The organism is Shewanella sp. 2_MG-2023 (assembly GCF_030548905.1).
In the GTDB taxonomy this organism is placed as follows: Bacteria; Pseudomonadota; Gammaproteobacteria; order Enterobacterales; family Shewanellaceae; genus Shewanella; species Shewanella electrodiphila.
In genome coordinates this window covers 79,775-97,398 of record NZ_JAUOSO010000006.1, presented here as the reverse complement: position 1 = coordinate 97,398, position 17,624 = coordinate 79,775, and the positions used below count along the sequence as shown (strand labels likewise).

Here is a 17,624-nt window from a genome sequence, read left to right as displayed (position 1 = left end):
GAACCTCAAGGTTCGCTTTTTTATTTGCTGCATTATAAGTGGTTGAACATGTATCAGTGTTTGTAAAAATATGAAATCGGCTTTTGTCATAATACTGATGCGAGCTTTGGATTATAATAGGCCCATTCGTTTGCCCTTCATCATTTAGGAATATGTTTATGTCTTCACACCCATTTGACGCCTTAACCTTAGACAATGGCGCACAACTGATTTTTACCCCTTGCCCTGGTACTAAAGAGGCCTCTTTGGTCGATTCTGTCGTCACATTAAAGCAAGCTGGAACTCAGATGCTATTAACGTCAATGTTTGATAGAGAAATGGCAGCGAACAATGCAGAAGCTTTGCCAAGCATATGCGTTGAGAATGATATTCGCTGGATTCAATTACCGATATTGGATGATGCAGCGCCTAATGAAGTATTTGAAGCAGCGTGGCAAACGCACAAAGATGAAATACTTGAGCTAGTCTCGCAAAAAGGCACCATTGCTGTTCACTGTAAAGGCGGCACTGGGCGTACAGGTTTAGTGATCGGTTTAATCATGTTGGCACATGGCATACCAGCCGATAAGGTGATTGCAGAAGTGCAAAACATTCGCCCTAAAGCGCTTAAAAACCCTGTGCAAGTGGCTTACTTTAACCGTTACACGTAAAGCCAACATTGAAGCGTTTAGTGATTGAATTAATCACTTGATAGATTAGTTTTTTAGACTTTTTCAGAGATTTGTCTAAAGGTTTTACTAGAGATTTTACTAAAAATTTTATTAGATTATCTTGCAAAGCTTTTTCAAATAGCCAAAAGTCAGAATGGACTTGTTCTGACCTTTGGATTGTATAAATTACCCACTGATGCGCGGTAAATATCCATTTTAAAGCCGTAATGCTGGATTAACTAACAATCATTGTTTAGTTAAAAATCTGCTGACCGACCATCGCAATTTCCTACCAGTGAGCTGTTTTTATCAGAGAACACTGGTAGGTTGATTAGTGCTAGATTTGGAAGAGCCGGCAGGGGGCATTTTTAAAAGACTTTAATTAGACGTCAGCTGTTTCAATGTTTTCAATGATCTTTGATTTGTTGTCATCTTCTGGATTAATTTTGAAGCTTTTATAAAGTGAAACAAGGATAAGTGTTGAAAAGACGATCATCACAAGCAACTTAACGACTGCAATGTTTGCAAACATTCCCCATGTTTCTAGCACATCACTTGAAAGAGTTACGACTAAACTGATTAAGCTAGTTAGTAAAAAGTATCCCTACACGACACCACAGATGTAATAACCTTTCTCCATTCCTTTATAAAGCATAATGCCACCAATTATTCCGCCAATGCCTCTTACTATCACTGTGAGCAGAATGTTAATAGTTACTAAATTCAATGAAAGTCCTCCCCAAACGCCTGTGGTAGATTCTCGAACATCAGGTATGCTTAATATCGCTACAATAGCCAATAAAGCAGGTAGCCCGAATAAGACAGTAATAATTCCAAGTCCTTTTTTTGGTTGTTTCATCTATATTTCCTTTTAGAATGATACAGCCCCTTATGGAGCCATTTGTTGCTTGCTGAAATCTGTAGGTAGCTAAATGTAGCTAAGCTTTTAAAAATTCATTTCAAACGCTTTGATTTGGTTTTGGTGAACATTGCTGCCACAAGCGCTTTGTTCCCAACAGATAGTATGTGCCATAGATACAGCAAACTATGGAACTAACTAGCCAGAAAGTGATGGAGTTTTGATGTACAACAGGATCAGAAGTAAAGAAGGGGACGATTAATCCAGCCACGCCACGAATTAAGTAGACTGCGGTAATTAATATTAAGCATGTTTTTAATAAGGGCAGTTTCCACATTAAGCCTGCACCAGAGAATGCATAAAGCCCCCATACACTAAGAATGGCAGAAATAACCAATGTGACTATCGTTGGATATGAATCACCTGCAGCTGCCATTTGTGCCATTCTTTCACCAGCACCAAAAAAGCGATACCAGTCTGGCCCGCCAAAGATACAGCTAATGTGAAGTAAAGCCGCTAAGAAACTTAAGCAACCTGCAATGATAAGTAGATTATTTTTATGCATGCTAATCCTTTAGGTACATAAGTTGTCGTTAACAGAAACTATCGACAGTATTTTTCTTATTAGAAGTGATTGTTAAATGTGCTTTATTAAGCACAGCCCAAAGTTGCACAACATTTTTTGGCATTGCTTTATATACATTTCAGAATGCATTTCAGCAGAAATATAAGCAAATTGGTCATTATTACCATCAATGTGTTTAATTGCATTCTTTGAATAATTAAATTTTTTTAAAGCGACTTTAGGCTTAGAAAAAAACTTAGGGTTTGAATCATGGAAGTCTTTAAGCATTAACTTCAAATTTCCATGAGAACTTTCAAGGTTATTAATTTCACATAATCCTGACAGTAATTCTGATGCTGTGGCAGATAAGTGTAAGCTTGAATGAAAACGCTTAGCTTTGTATAGGTCAATTGCATCTTCAAGCATATCCATTGCAATGTCACCTTTATGGATTTTCATATAGTTAATGTGGTCCAGTGAGATATAACATCTGTTTTGTTTGCATGCATATAAAGCTGAGCAATGCGCATGTGCATTTAATAAACCTATTATTTAAGCTTTATACAGCAAAGCTATTGATTAATAAGCACTCTATCAGAGTCATGTTGAATAAACGAGATTAATAGGAAGTGATTTCCCAAACTTAGTTTGAATTAAGGTCATGGCGCTTCGTCCCCATGTTTTGCAAAGAGTGACGAAAGGGAAACAACAGCATTTCTCTTCTCGCTGATTCATATATAAAGCGTCTTGCTGCCCCCCAACGAAATCGCTCTAACTCTTATAGGTGAGCAAGCTTCATACTTATTCGAAAATAGTTAACGCTTTATGTAGACCATTACACTGCTAGTTCCTTTATCTAGATTCCAGCTAGCTTTCTTATGGAAGGGAAGCCCCATCGACAGCGTTAGAGGGCTATAAAACCAAACTTGTAGCTTACCGATGCAGATTAAAAATGCAGCTAGATGCTCAATATCAGTGCCGTTGAAAACTTTTCGCAGATTGACTTTAATTTTATGTATAACAAAAAATTATGATTTTAAGAATTTTTAATGATTATATTTTTATAATACTAAGTCGTAAAATAGCTTTATTCGCTAGTGATAACAGCACATTTATTTGCACATGCTTAAGGGTATTTTATGAAATTTCTACACACGATGATCAGAGTTGCTGATCTTGATACATCAATAGAATTTTACACTCATGTATTGGGTATGAAGGTGTTAGAGCGTCATGAAAATACTGATTATCGCTATACCTTAGTGTTTGTTGGTTATGAGCAAGGCGGCACGACTATCGAATTGACCCATAATTGGGATACCAATGAATATGAAATGGGTAACGCTTTTGGTCATTTAGCCTTAGGTGTTGACGATATTTATGCGGCGTGTGACAAGATTAAAGCATTAGGCGGAAACATCACTCGCGAGCCAGGCCCTGTTAAAGGCGGCGAAACTCACATTGCTTTTATTACTGATCCAGATAACTACCAGATTGAACTGATTCAATTAGATTAAGTTTTCCTTGGCATATTGCCGATTGATTTACCATTTTCGTTATAAGGAAAGACCATGAAAGATGCATTATTTCAAACTATTCAATTAGGTGAACACGCCCTAAAAAACCGTATTGTTATGCCACCAATGACACGCTCTCGTGCAACACAGCCTGGTAATTCTGCAAACGATATGATGGCTGAGTACTATGGTCAGCGCGCACAAGCAGGTCTAATTGTGGCTGAAGGCACCCAAATTTCTGCAATGGGTCAAGGCTATGCTTGGACACCAGGCATTTACTCGCCTGAGCAAATTGCGGGTTGGAAGAAAACCACTGAAGCCGTGCATGCTAATGGTGGAGTTGTCTTTGCCCAGCTTTGGCACGTAGGTCGCGTTACCCATCCAGCAAACATTGGCGGTGAACAGCCAATTTCATCATCAGCGATGAAAGCTGAAAATGTAAAAGTATTCATTGATGACGGCAGCAATGCACCGGGTTTTGTGGATGTGGTTGAGCCACGTGCTATGACCAAAGCTGATATCGAACAAGTGATTGGCGAGTATCGTCAGGCTGCATTAAATGCCATTGAAGCTGGCTTTGATGGCATCGAGTTACATGCGGCAAATGGTTATTTGATCAATCAGTTCATTGATTCAGAAGCGAACGATCGCACTGATGAATATGGTGGCTCAATCGAAAACCGTCTGCGCTTTTTAAGTGAAGTCGTCACGGCGATGGTTGATGCCATTGGTGCTGATAAAGTGGGTGTGCGTTTAGCGCCATTTACCTCACTTAACGGCACTGTTGATGCAACGCCTGTTGAAACCTATACCGCTGCTGCAGCAATGCTTAATGGCCATAACATTGTTTATTTACACATCGCAGAAGTAGATTGGGATGATGCGCCTGAAACCCCACTTGAATTCAGACAAGCCGTACGTGAAGCTTACAAAGGCGTGTTAATTTACGCAGGTAAGTATGACGCAGCAAAGGGCGGACAAGCGATTAACGATGGCTTAGCTGACATGATTGGTTTTGGTCGTCCGTTTGTATCAAACCCTGACCTACCGAACCGCATCAAAAATGGTTACCCGTTAGTTGCCCATGATCCAGCTACCTTATTCGGCGGAGATGAAAAAGGCTTAACTGATTACCCAGAGTATAGTGAGCAGTAAACTAGCTCATGGCTAAAAAGATTGGCTAAAAAGATTGGCTAGTTGAATCCGCTGCGATCAACTAGAATAGAGATTAATAGCAACCTCGCTAACGCTTGGTTGCTATTTTTTTGGTATTTTAATTATTTAAATCCATCGTGATAAATCTCGTTGATTTCACAGTTTACAAAAACGATGTTCGTGACTTTATCGATAATCGTTTATAACAGCGTCACTTCTTTTCATATTCATCAATTCCACTTTAGAGGCCATACATGCGCGGATCCTTGTTTTTATTCATCGCCACTTTGTTGGCTGCACTTGGCTGGATTGCCTCGAAAGTCGTGGTAATGGATATGCCAGGCGAGACCTTTATTGCCAGTCGCTTCATGCTAGCAAGTCTAGTGTTACTGCCATTTTGCTATAAAAGCTTATGGCGTTTGCGGGCGAAACAAATTCTGCTTGCTTGTGGCGTGGGGATCTTTCTAGGTCTGGCACTATTGGTATGGGTACATGCGGTGTCAGTGACCCAAAGCTTGTCGGAAGGGGCATTCATCATGAGCCTAGCCATGATCATTGCACCGATGACAGCCTGGATTTTATTTAAGATTAAACCTAACAAAGCTTTTTGGTATGCCTTACCCATGAGTATTGCTGGGATGATGCTCATGACATTAACCAATGGCTGGCAAGTGGATGAATCTCAATGGTTCTTTTTATTCGCTTCAGCGTTATTGTCAGTTCATTTTGTATTAAATAAGAAGATCAGCAATCGTATTAAACCGTTAGATTCAATCTGCTTACAGCTGTTTATGGTAGGTTTAGTCGGCGGTATTTATGTTGCGTTCACGCAGCAAGCACCGTTTGAAGTCAGCAGTAACTTGGCGATATGGTTTGTGTTATCTACAGTGTTTGCGACATCACTGCGTTACTTATTACAGACCATAGGTCAGTATTCTGTGAACATGGAAACCGCCGCGCTGATTATGGTTTTAGAGCCGATTTGGACCTTAATGTTGAGTATCTTGATGTTAGGTGAAAGCGTAGAAATGCAAAAGCTAGCGGGTGGCGTGGTGATCTTCTTGTCATTGATTATGTATATTAAATTATCAAAGCATTCACTTAAGTCTACAAATAAACAGAAAGCTGATTAAGCAGAACGCTGCACCCAATCACCCAATCACCCAATCACCCAATCAGCCAATGGTAAATGGTAGATGGTTATAGTCGGCGAAGTTATTTGAATCAAAGCACAGTTAAAAGGTGTTGATTAAAGTCATTAATCAACACCTTTTGGATTTAATTACAGCTCCGACTCACCATCCATTTTCTTGAATAACCAATCCGGTAGCTTATGCCAACTACCATAGTTTGGGTTTGACTTTAGTACTTCTTGTTGCGACTGCCATTCAATCTCGCCTTCAGCGTTTTTACTCACTTGCCAATACAGAGATGATTGCTGGGCAAATAGGTAATGATGCAACTTCTCAGCAAAGGCTGCACTGTGAACAAATAACCCAAACTCCACATTGATAAAGTCTGAGCGCGGATCAAAGTTAGACGAACCGACATAAGACACGCGGCTATCTAAAATGATGGTTTTATTGTGGTAATAAGTATCGCCATGATAAAAGTGGTCATCATTTTTAGCCGTGTCTTTATATTCGAAAATATCGACGCCCATATCCAGTAAGGTTTTACGGTGTTCTTCGTAGTAGGCGGGTATAAATAACGAGTCGTTCGATGCCGATGAGTTTGTGACTAGCTGTACTTTTGCACCTTGCTTTGTAAGCTTTGATACCACCGAAAAATCACCGTCGGTTGGCACAATATATGGGGTTGAAATAACCGCCTCTTTGGCATTAGCCAATTCATCCTGGATTGCAATTTCAGCACGTTGTCTAAAGTAAGGTAAACGGTTTTCCATTTTATTTAGCGAATCAAACACTGGGGAAACGGTGACATCAATCCACTGCGCTGCTGGCATTGTGTTGATGGTGTGCTCAATATCGGCAATAATTTCAGCATGCTTTTTTGTTGCCTTATTGAAGGCTTTTTTAAAATAGCGGGTATCGTTAATGTCTTTTTTAACATGAATCAGCTCGGCAATAGGCACTAAGTGTTCACTGTGCCACTGACGCTCATAATTGGTCGCGAAAGGCGCGATGACGTCACCTGAAAATAAAACATCTAGGTCGTAAAAGTTGGCCGCTTTACTGTAACCGAAATATTCGTCACCGATATTTCTACCACCTAAAATCATGTACTGATGATCAATGTTAAAGTATTTTTCGTGCAGGCGATTATCTAGCTTCTGCTGATGAATTTGAAAATCAAAAGCCCGTCCAGCCCAACCCATTTTGCGCGAATTAAAAGGGTTAAATATTCTGATTTGTACATTAGGGTGTTTATCAATATCAGCTAACCATTTGTCATTAAACACTAATAAGTCATCTAAGGTTAACCTAACTTTGACGCCGCGATCGGCAGCCTTGCTAATTTCATTTAGCAGGCTTAGTCCTAAGGTATCGCCATTCCATGAAAAGTAGGTCATGTCGATGCTACTTTTGGCTTGCCTGACTAACTCAATACGGTGTGCAAATGCTTCATTGGCTCTAGGGATGATATAAGCTTTAGCTTGATAATCACGCTTTTGAAAGTTGGCCTCAAAATCGTCTGGTACGCTTGGGTTCGGGGTGGCGCAGCCGCTTAACAGCAAGATGCCACATAGCAAAGCCCAAATGGAATTGTGCTGGTTAAGTTTGAATAATGTCATTGAAAATATTTTACCTTAGCAAGAAAAAGTCATAGAAAAGGCCAGCGAACTGGCCTTATTAACATGTCATTAGTGTGTTGTGCTAGACACCTGGTTAATGCTTACATGTAACCTAATATTAGATTTAGGTTTTCTAGTCCTTGTAGGCGACCGCCGCGTAATTCTGGGTCGACGCCTGGTTGTTTGCTATCCCAATCTTGGGTGAAGGTTTCAACGCCATCTTCATCAAACACAAGTACGCTGTCACTGTTGTATTGGTAGTCGTTAAACAGCTCATCGCTGAACCATAGACGAGACATTCTATCCATCAATGCTTGGTCTTTAGTGCTTACTTTTACTGAAGAACCATCCAGTTTTAACGGTTTGTTAAACACAAATGGCAGTTCTGATGCATTACAAGCACCGCTAATACAGCTTACAGTCTTAAGTACATCGCCAATATCCACAGCGCCTTCTTGTCCATCGGTATTGTAAGTCCATACGTTAAAGCTTGCGTGATAACCAAATTGGTAAAAGGTCGCTTCTACATTATCCTCTTGGCTGTCGCGAGCCTGTTTACGTGCAGGTCCTGCAAATAACACGTCATTCAACATCATTTTAAACTGCTTCATGTTGGCTAACGCGCCTGACACTTCACCTTCTTTGTTTGGGTAAAAATCAGTTAAGCCTAATAAGCCATTCGTGGTGTCACCATTACCTAAACCAAAGTAAAACTTGGTAATCGCCTCGTATGCAGAGCTTGGTAAAATATCGCCAAGTTCGACTTGCGCTTTAATATCATCAGCAGTTAGTTGGGCTATTTCTTGCTCTACTAATGCCATGTTATTTTTGTCTGCAAGCCACTCAATCATGTTTTGGTTAACATCGCCTTGCTCGATTAAATCTTGGTCATCTTCAGTCATTAAGTTAATAATGGTTGGAATTAAAAACGTTAAGCTTGGCAGCATAGCGGTGCTGCTAGCTTCGTCAGTGTTTGACCCCACAACCGTTGGCACAGTGAAGTGATCAAGTGCTGGCTGAGTTCTTAAGTGATAACCTTTAATGGTTGAACCAAAAATCGGTTTTTTATATTCAATGTAAGGCGCGAAAGGCATTAAGTTTGCCAATGGCGTCGTTTCATTTGAAACCTTACTGGTTAAACAAATACCACTGCCAACTAAGTTGTCTAAGTCAACACAAGATAATCCAGTCCAGTCGCCAATGCGCGAAAGCGCTGATGATGCTTTTCTTTGTACTTCTAACAATTGATCAAGTGGCAAATCTTTTAAATCAACTTGGTCAAGCTCAGGCATTTCGGCCTGATAATCTGCTATTTTATCGGCAAAATCTTCTGCTTGGTCGTAACTACGATAATCGAAACCTGCTGGATTACTTTGCATAATCGCGCGAGTAAAGTACTCACCTGACATCGGCTCTTCGGTGTCAGTTTGCTGTAAAATACCGACAGACATAGCGCCAGCGCCTTGACCCATTAAGGTGACATTTTCAATATCACCGCCGAATTCTGCGATGTTTTGGTTAATCCACTTAAGGGCTGTTTTTTGGTCGCCAAGGCCATAGTTGCCGCCCTGCGAATCTTTCAGCCAGTGGCTGCCTAACATGCCTAAACGATAGTTAAGGGTAATGGCAATAAATGGGTTACCTTCAGCTGTACCTTGAGCGACAACGGTATCGCCATGAATAAGCGGTTCAGAACCTGCACCAGACTCGAAATCGCCACCATGAATAAATACATAAACAGGTAATGATGTCTCTTCTGCGACATCTGCAGGACGCCAAATATTAAGGCTTAAACAATCTTCAGATTGCAGTTCCTGTGTGGTTTTAAGCTGGGGACAAGCAAAACCAAACTCTGTGGCATTAACTTCAGTTGTCATGTCGCTTACGCCGCTGTGAACAAATCGTTCTGCTGTTGCGTAAGTAATGCCTTTAAAGCTTTCAATGCTGGCTAAAGACTCTTCGCCGTCACTTGAAGTGACTACGTGAGATTCTTTTGTTGCTGTAATAATGCTGTTACCGATTTCAAGGCTGACTTCTTCAGGTGGTAACGGCTGAAGTTGTGGTGGTGGAGTCGGTGTTGTTTCTGGCGTCTCATCACTATCACTACCGCAAGCGGCTAAAGTCAGTGTAATGGTAACGGCTAGTAGTGTTTTATTGAACAAAGTCATCGTTGTATCCTGTAATACTCTAGCTGTTATAAGCTAGGCTGTTGACGTAGCCAGCAGTTCGCCAAGTTAGGCTTACTGATTATTGTTAAGGTCTGTTGGCTGCGCTGTCAGTGAATGTGGGTGTATAATAATTGCTCAAGCTATCTATCTGTAATCGCATATGTAGGATGGAGTCCTCATTGAGTTTTCAGCCTACATAGCCATAGTCAGTGATATTGAGCTAGCCTTTAGTTGGCTAGCTCGTCATGTGCTTTGTCGAACAATTAATATTTAGAAGTGGTAGCCAAAGTTAACCGTAAATGAGTTACGTGTTTCGCCTTTGTTGTAAAGCACACTCAGGTTGTAGTTTTTGCCAAATTGCTTGTTAAATCCGATTAAGTAAGCCCATTTGTTTAGGTCTACGCCGACGTTATAGAAAAATTCTTCTCCGCCTAGTTCAACACCAGCAATCGTGCCTTCCATATTCGGATTTAAGTCTTGATACTCAGCACCAACAAAAATTTGTGCACGGTAATCAGCTAATTGGTAACCCAACATAGGTTGAATCGTTAAGATACCGTCGCTCCATTTATCACTACCTTCCATTTTTGTTTTGGTGTAAGTGGTTGTTACTGAGGCAAAAAGCTGTTTGTAGCCAACTGATAAAGTCGTACCGATACCGGCTAAGTCATAATGTAAATCAAGTGGCACTGATAATGTGCCCGAGTTACATAATGCAGATAGCTCATCACATAGTGCGTTACCTAATCCTGGTAGTTTGTTATTCAGTGCATCTTGTAGTTGGCGACCAATTTCACCGGTGTACTCCGCATCAACCTGGGCATCAACATTCAGTTTTCCGTAGTACCCAAACACATTCCAAAATGGCAGGATGTTCATTTCACCGCGTAAAGTTAATGTTTCAGCATTCACTTGGGCTACCGATTTATAGGGATCGAATAGCTCATTTAACTTAATGCCCATAATGTCAAAGTCAGTAAAGCCAAAGTTCATATCTTGGTTGCGGTACGCCATAGAGATACCAAACGGTAAAGGCACATCAATGCCTTGCTGGCGAACCATGTCACTCATTAAAGGAAAGACTCTGTCTAACTTTACGCTTTCCTCTTTGTATCTCGGATCAGATACCTGTGATAAACGTGCTTCGTTTAGCACTTTAGAGTGTGTTTCATCATCGTAAAAAACCACAGGTTCAACCAAGGTAGTAACACTCACAGGTTGGGCTTTTTTATTCATGCCAATAGCTTGGATGTGCTTTTGCTTAATTCTGACGCCTTCATCGTGAACCTCAAAATCAACCACTTGTTGATAGTCATTAATTCGAAAATTTTGGTATGCAAAATCACGAGTATTTTTAATAACCATACGCACTGGTTGATTGTTTTCCGCAATGATTTTAACTCGCATAAAACGGAAATAAGCGATGTCTTGTGGTAAGCCAAATTTTGAATAGTTAAATGCAATTTCTACCTGACCATTACCCAGCTCAGTTGCAGTAACAGAGTTTGGATCGTAGCTTTGGGCATATTTACGTAAGCGATACTCAATTTTGGTGTTGGCTTCAATTTCATTGATGATGTCTTCATTTTCATCAACCTTGGATGGATCGTATTTAATCCTAAGGTCAATGTTGCCTTTCTCATCAGTATTTTGAACCAAGAAGACTTCTGAACGACGCTCTTGGTCACCCACTTTAGTTGTGCGGCTTACATGCTCGACCAAGTGCTCACCTTGCGCTAATGAGCTTAAGCCAAGCTTAGGTAGATCATCAGCAATACCGTACTTTGCAAAAATAGCTCTGCCAGTCAAAATTTGTTCTTGCTGTTTAACGACTTCGATTTGCGTATCTTCAGCAAATGCATGCACTGGATAATTGAGTGCCAACAAGCCTATACCAAGGGTTAATACTTGCATTGGGAATGATGTCATCCAGTTCTTTGTAAAGCTCATGTCTAATACTCCTATTGAACCGCAAAACTATGCGTATTCAATCGTTATTGATATCAACTAACGAACCTTGGTCAGTTGTGAACCCCATACAATTTCTGCTTAAAGTGGCGCATCTTTATGTGCTGCTCATCTTGTTACATTGTTGAAATTGCATCGGTCTTAATGTGTTGGCGAGCATTCTAGGGGGAGACATTAATTTAAGTTAATCGCGTTTGTAGGATGAAACCCTCAGGTTGTTTTTTGCTCGCTGAGGGTTATTTGTTCTTTATTAAGTCGTGGGAGCGAGTTAATTGAGCTGAATGGCAATTAACCAATTGCCAATCGTCGATTGGTTTTAAGGGCGTAGTTTTAATCGCTTAGTTTTAGTCGCTTAGTTCTAGGCGCTTAGTTTTAGTCGCTTAGTTCTAGCCGCTTAGCTTTAGTCGCTTAGTTATAGACGCTTAACTTTAAAGATTTAGCCTAAGGCGCTTAGTTATAGCCGCTTAGCTTTAGTCGCTTAGCTTTAAACGCTTAGCTAAGGTTTTGTGCTTTTAAACGGAAGATGACTCTTGGAAGAGGTGGTGATTTGATTTGTTATTTTTTATTGGAGCAAGCCAAAATACTCAGCAAGAGAGTTAAAGGTATGGATGTTCTAGGCGAGGGTTTAATCCTACAAACGTGATTTAAGTGCAGGCTAGTTTGTCTTTATAGTGCCCCAATTCAAGCTGCATATATGACGTTAGCCTTAAAATAAATACACCATGGTGTGCTTATTAGGGGGTAATTAGTCATAACAGATATAACCCCGTTTATTGAACGATAAGCCTTCCTGTTTACTGCTAATAAAAACAGTTAAACGAGTGAGATGCATGTCGCTATACAGACCAAAAGAGAGATAGCATGACTCATATTAAGAAATTAGCTGCATTATTGTTAGTGACCATTTTAATGGGCTGTAGCACGACGCATACACTAGATATTCGTATTCCTGAAAAAGGATATGAACAGGCTATCGTTGGTGATATTGCCGATAATACATCGAAAGAACCTTTACGTTTTTGGGCCGGTGAGCAGGATGATTTTTTATATTCAGAGCTTAACAAATCAACTCCACTGAAGGTTCAAGGTGATGCGTTAAATATTCTCGTGCTATCGGGGGGAGGTGCTAAAGGTGCGTTTGGTACTGGTATCGTAAATGGCTTATATGAACAAGATAAACTTGAGCAATACACCATTGTAACAGGCGTGAGCGCAGGGGCTCTTATTGCACCATTTGCATTTTTAGGTGGCGATGAAGTTCCTCGACTAAAAGAAGTCATGTTAGGTATCACAGATAAAGAAGTGATTGGTAAACGTAATTTTTTAAATACGTTATTCAAAGATGGGTTTAGCAATGGCGACAATATGTTCGAGTTTATTACCCATGTATATAACCCAGAAATGATTGAGCAAATCGCCAAGCAACATCAAGCGGGTCGTCGACTCTTTATTGGCACCACTCAATTTGATTCAGGTCGTTTATCAATTTGGAATATTGGTCAAATTGCCAATAGCGATATAGAAAATAAACAGGCTTTAATTCATCAGATTATTGCTGCTAGTTCGTCAATTCCTGGGGTTTTTCCGCCGCAGTTCATTCAAGTGAATTATCAAGGTGAGCAGTACGAAGAATTACATGTAGATGGCGGTTTATCGGCGCAAATGTTCTTTGAACCGACTCAAACTGACTTTAACAAAGTGTCCAAAGCTTTAGGGTTAACACAGCAGCCTTATATTCATGTCATTCGCAACGGCATGTTTAATATGCCCTATGAACCGACGCCAGATAAAGGCATGAAACTCCTAACCCGCAGTTTAAAAAGCTTAACCGTACTGCAAAGTCGTGGAGACTTATACAAGATGCTTTACGATAGTGAACTTCAGCAAATCGATTTACGTTTTACCTATGTTGATGATGAGTTTTCAGCGCCATCAAAAACCAAAGCAATGTTTGACCTTGAATACATGAAAGCGCTTTACCAGTATGGCTTTGACAAGGTGGTAAATGACACCGTGTGGTCACAAGAACTGCCATAAGTAACACCGTTATAAGTATGTTTTACCCATAATTAGTATAAGAAAAGCAATCACTAAATTATCAATCTACTCGTTGGTTATTGGCGTTCGTTATCATGTTTTGTGGTGTCACGAATAGCCAACTTGCCTTAAGGCATTTTTTTCGTAACCAGTGCACGGAAGCAACACGTTAACCGGACTTTATGTCCGGTTTTTTTTGTCTATTTTTTAAGGATGATATTGTTTAAGGCAGATATTATTTAAGGCTGAGTTTACCGGTTCAACTGTTATCAACTGTTAGATTGGCGGCATCAATGCCCATTTGATAACCAGACTCTAAGATGGCTTTATCTGTGGTTAGACGGCCAACATTGAATTCTGCTGGTGGAGCGATAACATTGATTTTGCAATCCAGGGGGGGTGACTGAATAAAATCAATCGCGTTATTATAACTATTGGCACGATTGACCATTGCATTGGCTAATTGTGGGTGAGCTTTTAATGCACGCTTTATTAGCCAAGGTAGTTTCGGGGATTTTTTTCGGTAACCCAGTGGCCTTGATAGCACGACAGTGATTTCTTTCGCTCCCATTTCGTAGGCTTTGATAATTGGAATCGAGTCAGCGATACCGCCATCTGTCATGGGGCTGCCTTGATAGGCTGGAAAATCTCTAAATGCGATAGGTACTGAACATGATGCTTTTAAGATATGTTCGATATTGTCAGCATTACTTTTAATATAAACCGCTTTTCCAGTAGTAATGTCTGTTGTGACCACAAATAGTGGGACCGGTTGTTGGCTAAAGGTGTCCATATCAAAGTGACATTCTTTGGCAAGAATATCCCATAACCAGTTTAGGTCTAGCCAGTGTCCACCTTTAATAAAACGTTTTAAATCAATGAATTCAGGCAAGCATGAGTAGTGGGTGATAATACGGTAATTTCGTTGCTTTTGATTTGAAAGCCAAGAGGCGAGATTAGTTGAACCAGCGGAAACACCGATACAAAAATCAAAAGGGCGATGGTTTAAATCAATAAAACGATCTAACACTCCTGAGGCAAAAATCCCTCGCATGGCACCACCTTCTACAATCAAGGCGTGAGGTGGGGGAGATGGCTGAAGTAAATTGGTATCCATGCGTGTGTTAACTGGTTTCATTTTGATTATTTAGTTATTTATTGAGTTATGTACATTAGCTATTAGGCTTTAATTAGAAAGTCGCTTTCTATGTTAATCACCATAGAGTAAAGACTCAATCACTTCAATCTCAGATAGAGTTGCAGACAGTACCCAGGGCTGAGTACTTATTAAGGTTTTAGTGTTTATGGAAGTATTTTGATTCTAATTGCGCTAACGTTAAGGGTTTATCGAAGTAGTAACCTTGTATTAGTTCACAACCATATGATTTTAAAGTTGAAAACTGTTCTTTTTCTTCGACGCCTTCAGCGACAACTTTGATATCGTAAGCTTCACTTATAGCTAAAATGGCTTTGACTAGGGCATTACTTTGAGGGCTGCTGATCATATTATTAATGAAACAGCGATCTATTTTGATTTCAGTTATTGGCAGTTCATTTAAATAGCTTAATGAAGAATATCCTGTACCAAAATCATCAAGGGAAATACCAAATCCTAGTGCTTTTAATTCATTTAAAATAATGGATGTCTTTTTTAAATCTTTCAACACTAAGTTTTCAGTAATTTCTAATGTAATACGTTGCTGATCAATATGGACCTCATTAACTATTTGAGTAATCGATTCGGCAAAATTGATATCCAATAATTGATGGGGAGAAATATTAATAGCCACACGGATCGCACTATCGCCATTGGGTGAGATGGCTAAAATATCTTCACAGGTTTTACGGAATATAAACAAACCTATGCTGTTTATTAGGCCTGTTTTCTCGGCAATATTAATGAAAATTTCTGGTGAGATGTTACCCAGTATTGGATTGTTCCAACGGGCTAATGCTTCAACACTCTGCAGTTTTTTAGAATTTGTGGTGATTTGAGGTTGATATAAGACGCTAATTTCATTCTTGGCTAAAGCGGATCTTAGCTGTTCTTCAAGTTGATATTCATAAGTTATTTGAGCATCGACCTCTTCATCAAAGAAATTGACCAAACCATTCAATTTGGCTTTGGATTTATAAAGTGCAATATCGGCTTTACGAATTAACCCTTCAGGGTCTTGGCTGTCAGAGGGATACATACTGATCCCAATGCTACCTTTAATCTCATGATGATTGTCATTCAAGCTATATTCTCGATTAAAGATATCCTGGATCAAGACAACTTTTTGATGCACTTGATGAATGTTGTCTAAGTTTGGAAAGCAAAATGCGAACTCGTCTCCGCCAAAGCGTGAAGCTGTGTCTTCTGACACTATAGATTGTTCTATGTTTCGGCTCACTTCTTTGAGTAATTCATCCCCAACTGAATGGCCATAAACATCATTAATTTTTTTAAAATTATCGATATCAATCAATAATACCGCGAGTTTTTTATGCTTTTTGTTAGCGGTTTTGATCCCTTTAGCAATATGCTCTACGAAGCATAATCGATTAGGAAACCCTGTGAGGCCATCATGCATCGCCATATGCTTCATGGTGGCTTTGGAGTTTTCTAACCTTTTAAAGTCTTTCTCAATTTGAAACTTGAACTTTTTAAATCTTTTAGCAATTAAATTACTGGCGAATAGGCAGCCTCCCACCATAAAAAAGGTCGATAGAATACTTAAAGTTAGCACCTTCATCAGTTTTTCATGGTTATTTAGAAGCAATTTTTCTTGTTTATTATTCAGATACTTTTCAAAGTCATGTGAATTGAAATGTGCCCCGACAACCCAGCCCCATGGCTCAAGTAATTTGGCATAACTAATTTCAACAGGGGCTCTTTTTTCTTTGGTTAAATTAGCTAAATCAAATTCCATGAAATTCCCCTCAATGCTAACTTGAGAGAGCAACTGATTGACTAATTCTTGAGTCGTGTGCTCATGGTGTTCGACGAAGTCATGTCGTTGATGGCTGATAGGGTTGGCCAGTGGATGACCACTCTTATTAATAATGAAGACACGCTGATGTTTGTCGTCATCATATTCAGAAATCCAGTTTAGGAGGGTATCTTTAATATCTTCTTCTACATCGGCGAGATATTCGCCTGTGCCGATAAACCAGTCATAGGGGCCAAATTGTTTGCCATAGCCCACTTTTTCGAACTCTTGGTTAGCAGGAAAACCAGGTTTTTGATACCACCAATGATAAAAAGCTTCACCGTTATGCAGCTGTATTTTCTGGATGTGTTCTTTCAGGATATAAGTCCCACGAAGATCTTGAGCGTTCCATACTGAGGTGTTTTCTAAATGAGGTTTTAATCCGTGTAGTACATTTATGCCATCCATTTGGAAAATAAAAAAATAACCTCTGCCATCATTAAACCTAATCGGCCTTAATGCATCAACAATCATTTTTTTGACTTCTGATTCAGGTTTATCTTGGTTGATATTAAAGATATTGAGAGCAATAGCGTGGGCTTCATTTACTCGCATTCTAGATAGGTTTTTTAGCTGTGAAAGCGCTGCACTTTTTTTGAATTCAATGATGTTTATAACTTGATTGACTTGCTGTTTGATTTCTTGTTTTTGGCGAGAAATGACGTCTTCTCTGAGGGATATTATACTGTTGTTGGCTTTTTCTTGGTTGTCACTGATGATGACAATATTAATAATAATCATGAAAAAGCACACTGTTAAGGCAGGTGCAAACTTAATTAAATTAATCAGTTTCTGGTCATTCCATAACACCATCATTATCTTTGTAAATCCTTTTACACCGAGATTAGCTTAAATTCAGTATAGAACAAAAATCACAGGCTTATTTAGAAAAAAAGTATAAATATCAGTTAATTTATTAAAGTTTGAAGTGTGTCTAACTATCGGTTTTCGACCGACTGGAAAATGGTTGAAAAG

General features: G+C 39.6%; 13 protein-coding genes. 5 read left to right on the top strand and 8 right to left on the bottom strand.

Going from position 1 to position 17,624, the window contains the following annotated elements:
* Nucleotides 1–158: 158 nt before the first annotated feature.
* Complete coding sequence (locus tag Q4600_RS07965) at nt 159–650, top strand: tyrosine-protein phosphatase (protein ID WP_303515061.1); 492 nt, start codon at nt 159–161, stop codon at nt 648–650.
* A 604-nt stretch (nt 651–1,254) separates the two neighbouring features.
* Here the strand turns inward: Q4600_RS07965 and Q4600_RS07960 are convergent.
* The 3 genes from Q4600_RS07960 to Q4600_RS07950 form a co-directional block, all read right to left on the bottom strand.
* Nucleotides 1,255–1,509: a hypothetical protein gene (locus tag Q4600_RS07960; protein ID WP_303515059.1), complete on the bottom strand. Its 255-nt coding sequence runs from the start codon at nt 1,507–1,509 to the stop codon at nt 1,255–1,257.
* Between the two features lie 100 nt (nt 1,510–1,609).
* Nucleotides 1,610–2,074, bottom strand: coding sequence for a hypothetical protein (locus tag Q4600_RS07955; protein ID WP_303515056.1), 465 nt, complete (start codon nt 2,072–2,074; stop codon nt 1,610–1,612).
* Nucleotides 2,075–2,146: 72 nt separating this feature from the next.
* A complete protein-coding gene (locus Q4600_RS07950; protein WP_303515054.1) occupies nt 2,147–2,533 on the bottom strand; it encodes a hypothetical protein in 387 nt (128 codons plus the stop codon).
* Between the two features lie 680 nt (nt 2,534–3,213).
* Between Q4600_RS07950 and gloA the strand changes: the two genes are divergently transcribed.
* The 3 genes from gloA (at nt 3,214) to Q4600_RS07935 (ending at nt 5,879) form a co-directional block, all read left to right on the top strand.
* Nucleotides 3,214–3,591: a lactoylglutathione lyase gene (gloA, locus tag Q4600_RS07945; protein ID WP_229370077.1), complete on the top strand. Its 378-nt coding sequence runs from the start codon at nt 3,214–3,216 to the stop codon at nt 3,589–3,591.
* A 54-nt stretch (nt 3,592–3,645) separates the two neighbouring features.
* Nucleotides 3,646–4,746: an alkene reductase gene (locus Q4600_RS07940; protein WP_102526531.1), complete on the top strand. Its 1,101-nt coding sequence runs from the start codon at nt 3,646–3,648 to the stop codon at nt 4,744–4,746.
* 254 nt (nt 4,747–5,000) lie between these two features.
* The gene (locus tag Q4600_RS07935) at nt 5,001–5,879 is read left to right on the top strand and encodes a DMT family transporter (protein ID WP_303515049.1); all 879 of its coding nucleotides are present in this window, start codon (nt 5,001–5,003) and stop codon (nt 5,877–5,879) included.
* Nucleotides 5,880–6,028: 149 nt separating this feature from the next.
* Here the strand turns inward: Q4600_RS07935 and Q4600_RS07930 are convergent, their stop codons facing one another.
* From Q4600_RS07930 to Q4600_RS07920, 3 genes are all read right to left on the bottom strand, one after another.
* On the bottom strand, nt 6,029–7,501 hold the full coding sequence (locus Q4600_RS07930; protein ID WP_303515046.1) for a phospholipase D family protein: 1,473 nt from the start codon (nt 7,499–7,501) through the stop codon (nt 6,029–6,031).
* A gap of 101 nt (nt 7,502–7,602) precedes the next feature.
* Nucleotides 7,603–9,669 carry a carboxylesterase family protein gene (locus Q4600_RS07925; RefSeq protein ID WP_303515044.1) on the bottom strand — a complete coding sequence of 689 codons (2,067 nt, stop codon included), beginning with the start codon at nt 9,667–9,669 and terminating at the stop codon, nt 7,603–7,605.
* A 270-nt stretch (nt 9,670–9,939) separates the two neighbouring features.
* Nucleotides 9,940–11,619 carry a hypothetical protein gene (locus Q4600_RS07920; protein ID WP_198589517.1) on the bottom strand — a complete coding sequence of 560 codons (1,680 nt, stop codon included), beginning with the start codon at nt 11,617–11,619 and terminating at the stop codon, nt 9,940–9,942.
* Between the two features lie 879 nt (nt 11,620–12,498).
* Here Q4600_RS07920 and Q4600_RS07915 point away from each other — a divergent pair.
* The gene (locus Q4600_RS07915) at nt 12,499–13,674 is read left to right on the top strand and encodes a patatin-like phospholipase family protein (RefSeq protein WP_303515035.1); all 1,176 of its coding nucleotides are present in this window, start codon (nt 12,499–12,501) and stop codon (nt 13,672–13,674) included.
* A 259-nt stretch (nt 13,675–13,933) separates the two neighbouring features.
* Here the strand turns inward: Q4600_RS07915 and Q4600_RS07910 are convergent, their stop codons facing one another.
* Together Q4600_RS07910 and Q4600_RS07905 are read right to left on the bottom strand one after the other, a co-directional pair.
* Nucleotides 13,934–14,812: a patatin family protein gene (locus Q4600_RS07910; RefSeq protein ID WP_303515032.1), complete on the bottom strand. Its 879-nt coding sequence runs from the start codon at nt 14,810–14,812 to the stop codon at nt 13,934–13,936.
* 157 nt (nt 14,813–14,969) lie between these two features.
* Complete coding sequence (locus Q4600_RS07905) at nt 14,970–17,465, bottom strand: EAL domain-containing protein (RefSeq protein WP_303515030.1); 2,496 nt, start codon at nt 17,463–17,465, stop codon at nt 14,970–14,972.
* Nucleotides 17,466–17,624: the final 159 nt, after the last annotated feature.

Bases quoted from the DNA above. Each gene is read 5' to 3' on its own strand.
- Q4600_RS07920 (WP_198589517.1), bottom strand. From the start codon at position 11,619: ATGAGCTTTACAAAGAACTGGATGACATCATTCCCAATGCAAGTATTA.
- Q4600_RS07915 (WP_303515035.1), top strand. From the start codon at position 12,499: ATGACTCATATTAAGAAATTAGCTGCATTATTGTTAGTGACCATTTTA.
- Q4600_RS07955 (WP_303515056.1), bottom strand. From the start codon at position 2,074: ATGCATAAAAATAATCTACTTATCATTGCAGGTTGCTTAAGTTTCTTA.
- gloA (WP_229370077.1), top strand. From the start codon at position 3,214: ATGAAATTTCTACACACGATGATCAGAGTTGCTGATCTTGATACATCA.
- Q4600_RS07960 (WP_303515059.1), bottom strand. From the start codon at position 1,509: ATGAAACAACCAAAAAAAGGACTTGGAATTATTACTGTCTTATTCGGG.
- Q4600_RS07935 (WP_303515049.1), top strand. From the start codon at position 5,001: ATGCGCGGATCCTTGTTTTTATTCATCGCCACTTTGTTGGCTGCACTT.
- Q4600_RS07940 (WP_102526531.1), top strand. From the start codon at position 3,646: ATGAAAGATGCATTATTTCAAACTATTCAATTAGGTGAACACGCCCTA.
- Q4600_RS07965 (WP_303515061.1), top strand. From the start codon at position 159: ATGTCTTCACACCCATTTGACGCCTTAACCTTAGACAATGGCGCACAA.
- Q4600_RS07925 (WP_303515044.1), bottom strand. From the start codon at position 9,669: ATGACTTTGTTCAATAAAACACTACTAGCCGTTACCATTACACTGACT.
- Q4600_RS07910 (WP_303515032.1), bottom strand. From the start codon at position 14,812: ATGAAACCAGTTAACACACGCATGGATACCAATTTACTTCAGCCATCT.
- Q4600_RS07950 (WP_303515054.1), bottom strand. From the start codon at position 2,533: ATGAAAATCCATAAAGGTGACATTGCAATGGATATGCTTGAAGATGCA.
- Q4600_RS07930 (WP_303515046.1), bottom strand. From the start codon at position 7,501: ATGACATTATTCAAACTTAACCAGCACAATTCCATTTGGGCTTTGCTA.
- Q4600_RS07905 (WP_303515030.1), bottom strand. From the start codon at position 17,465: ATGATGGTGTTATGGAATGACCAGAAACTGATTAATTTAATTAAGTTT.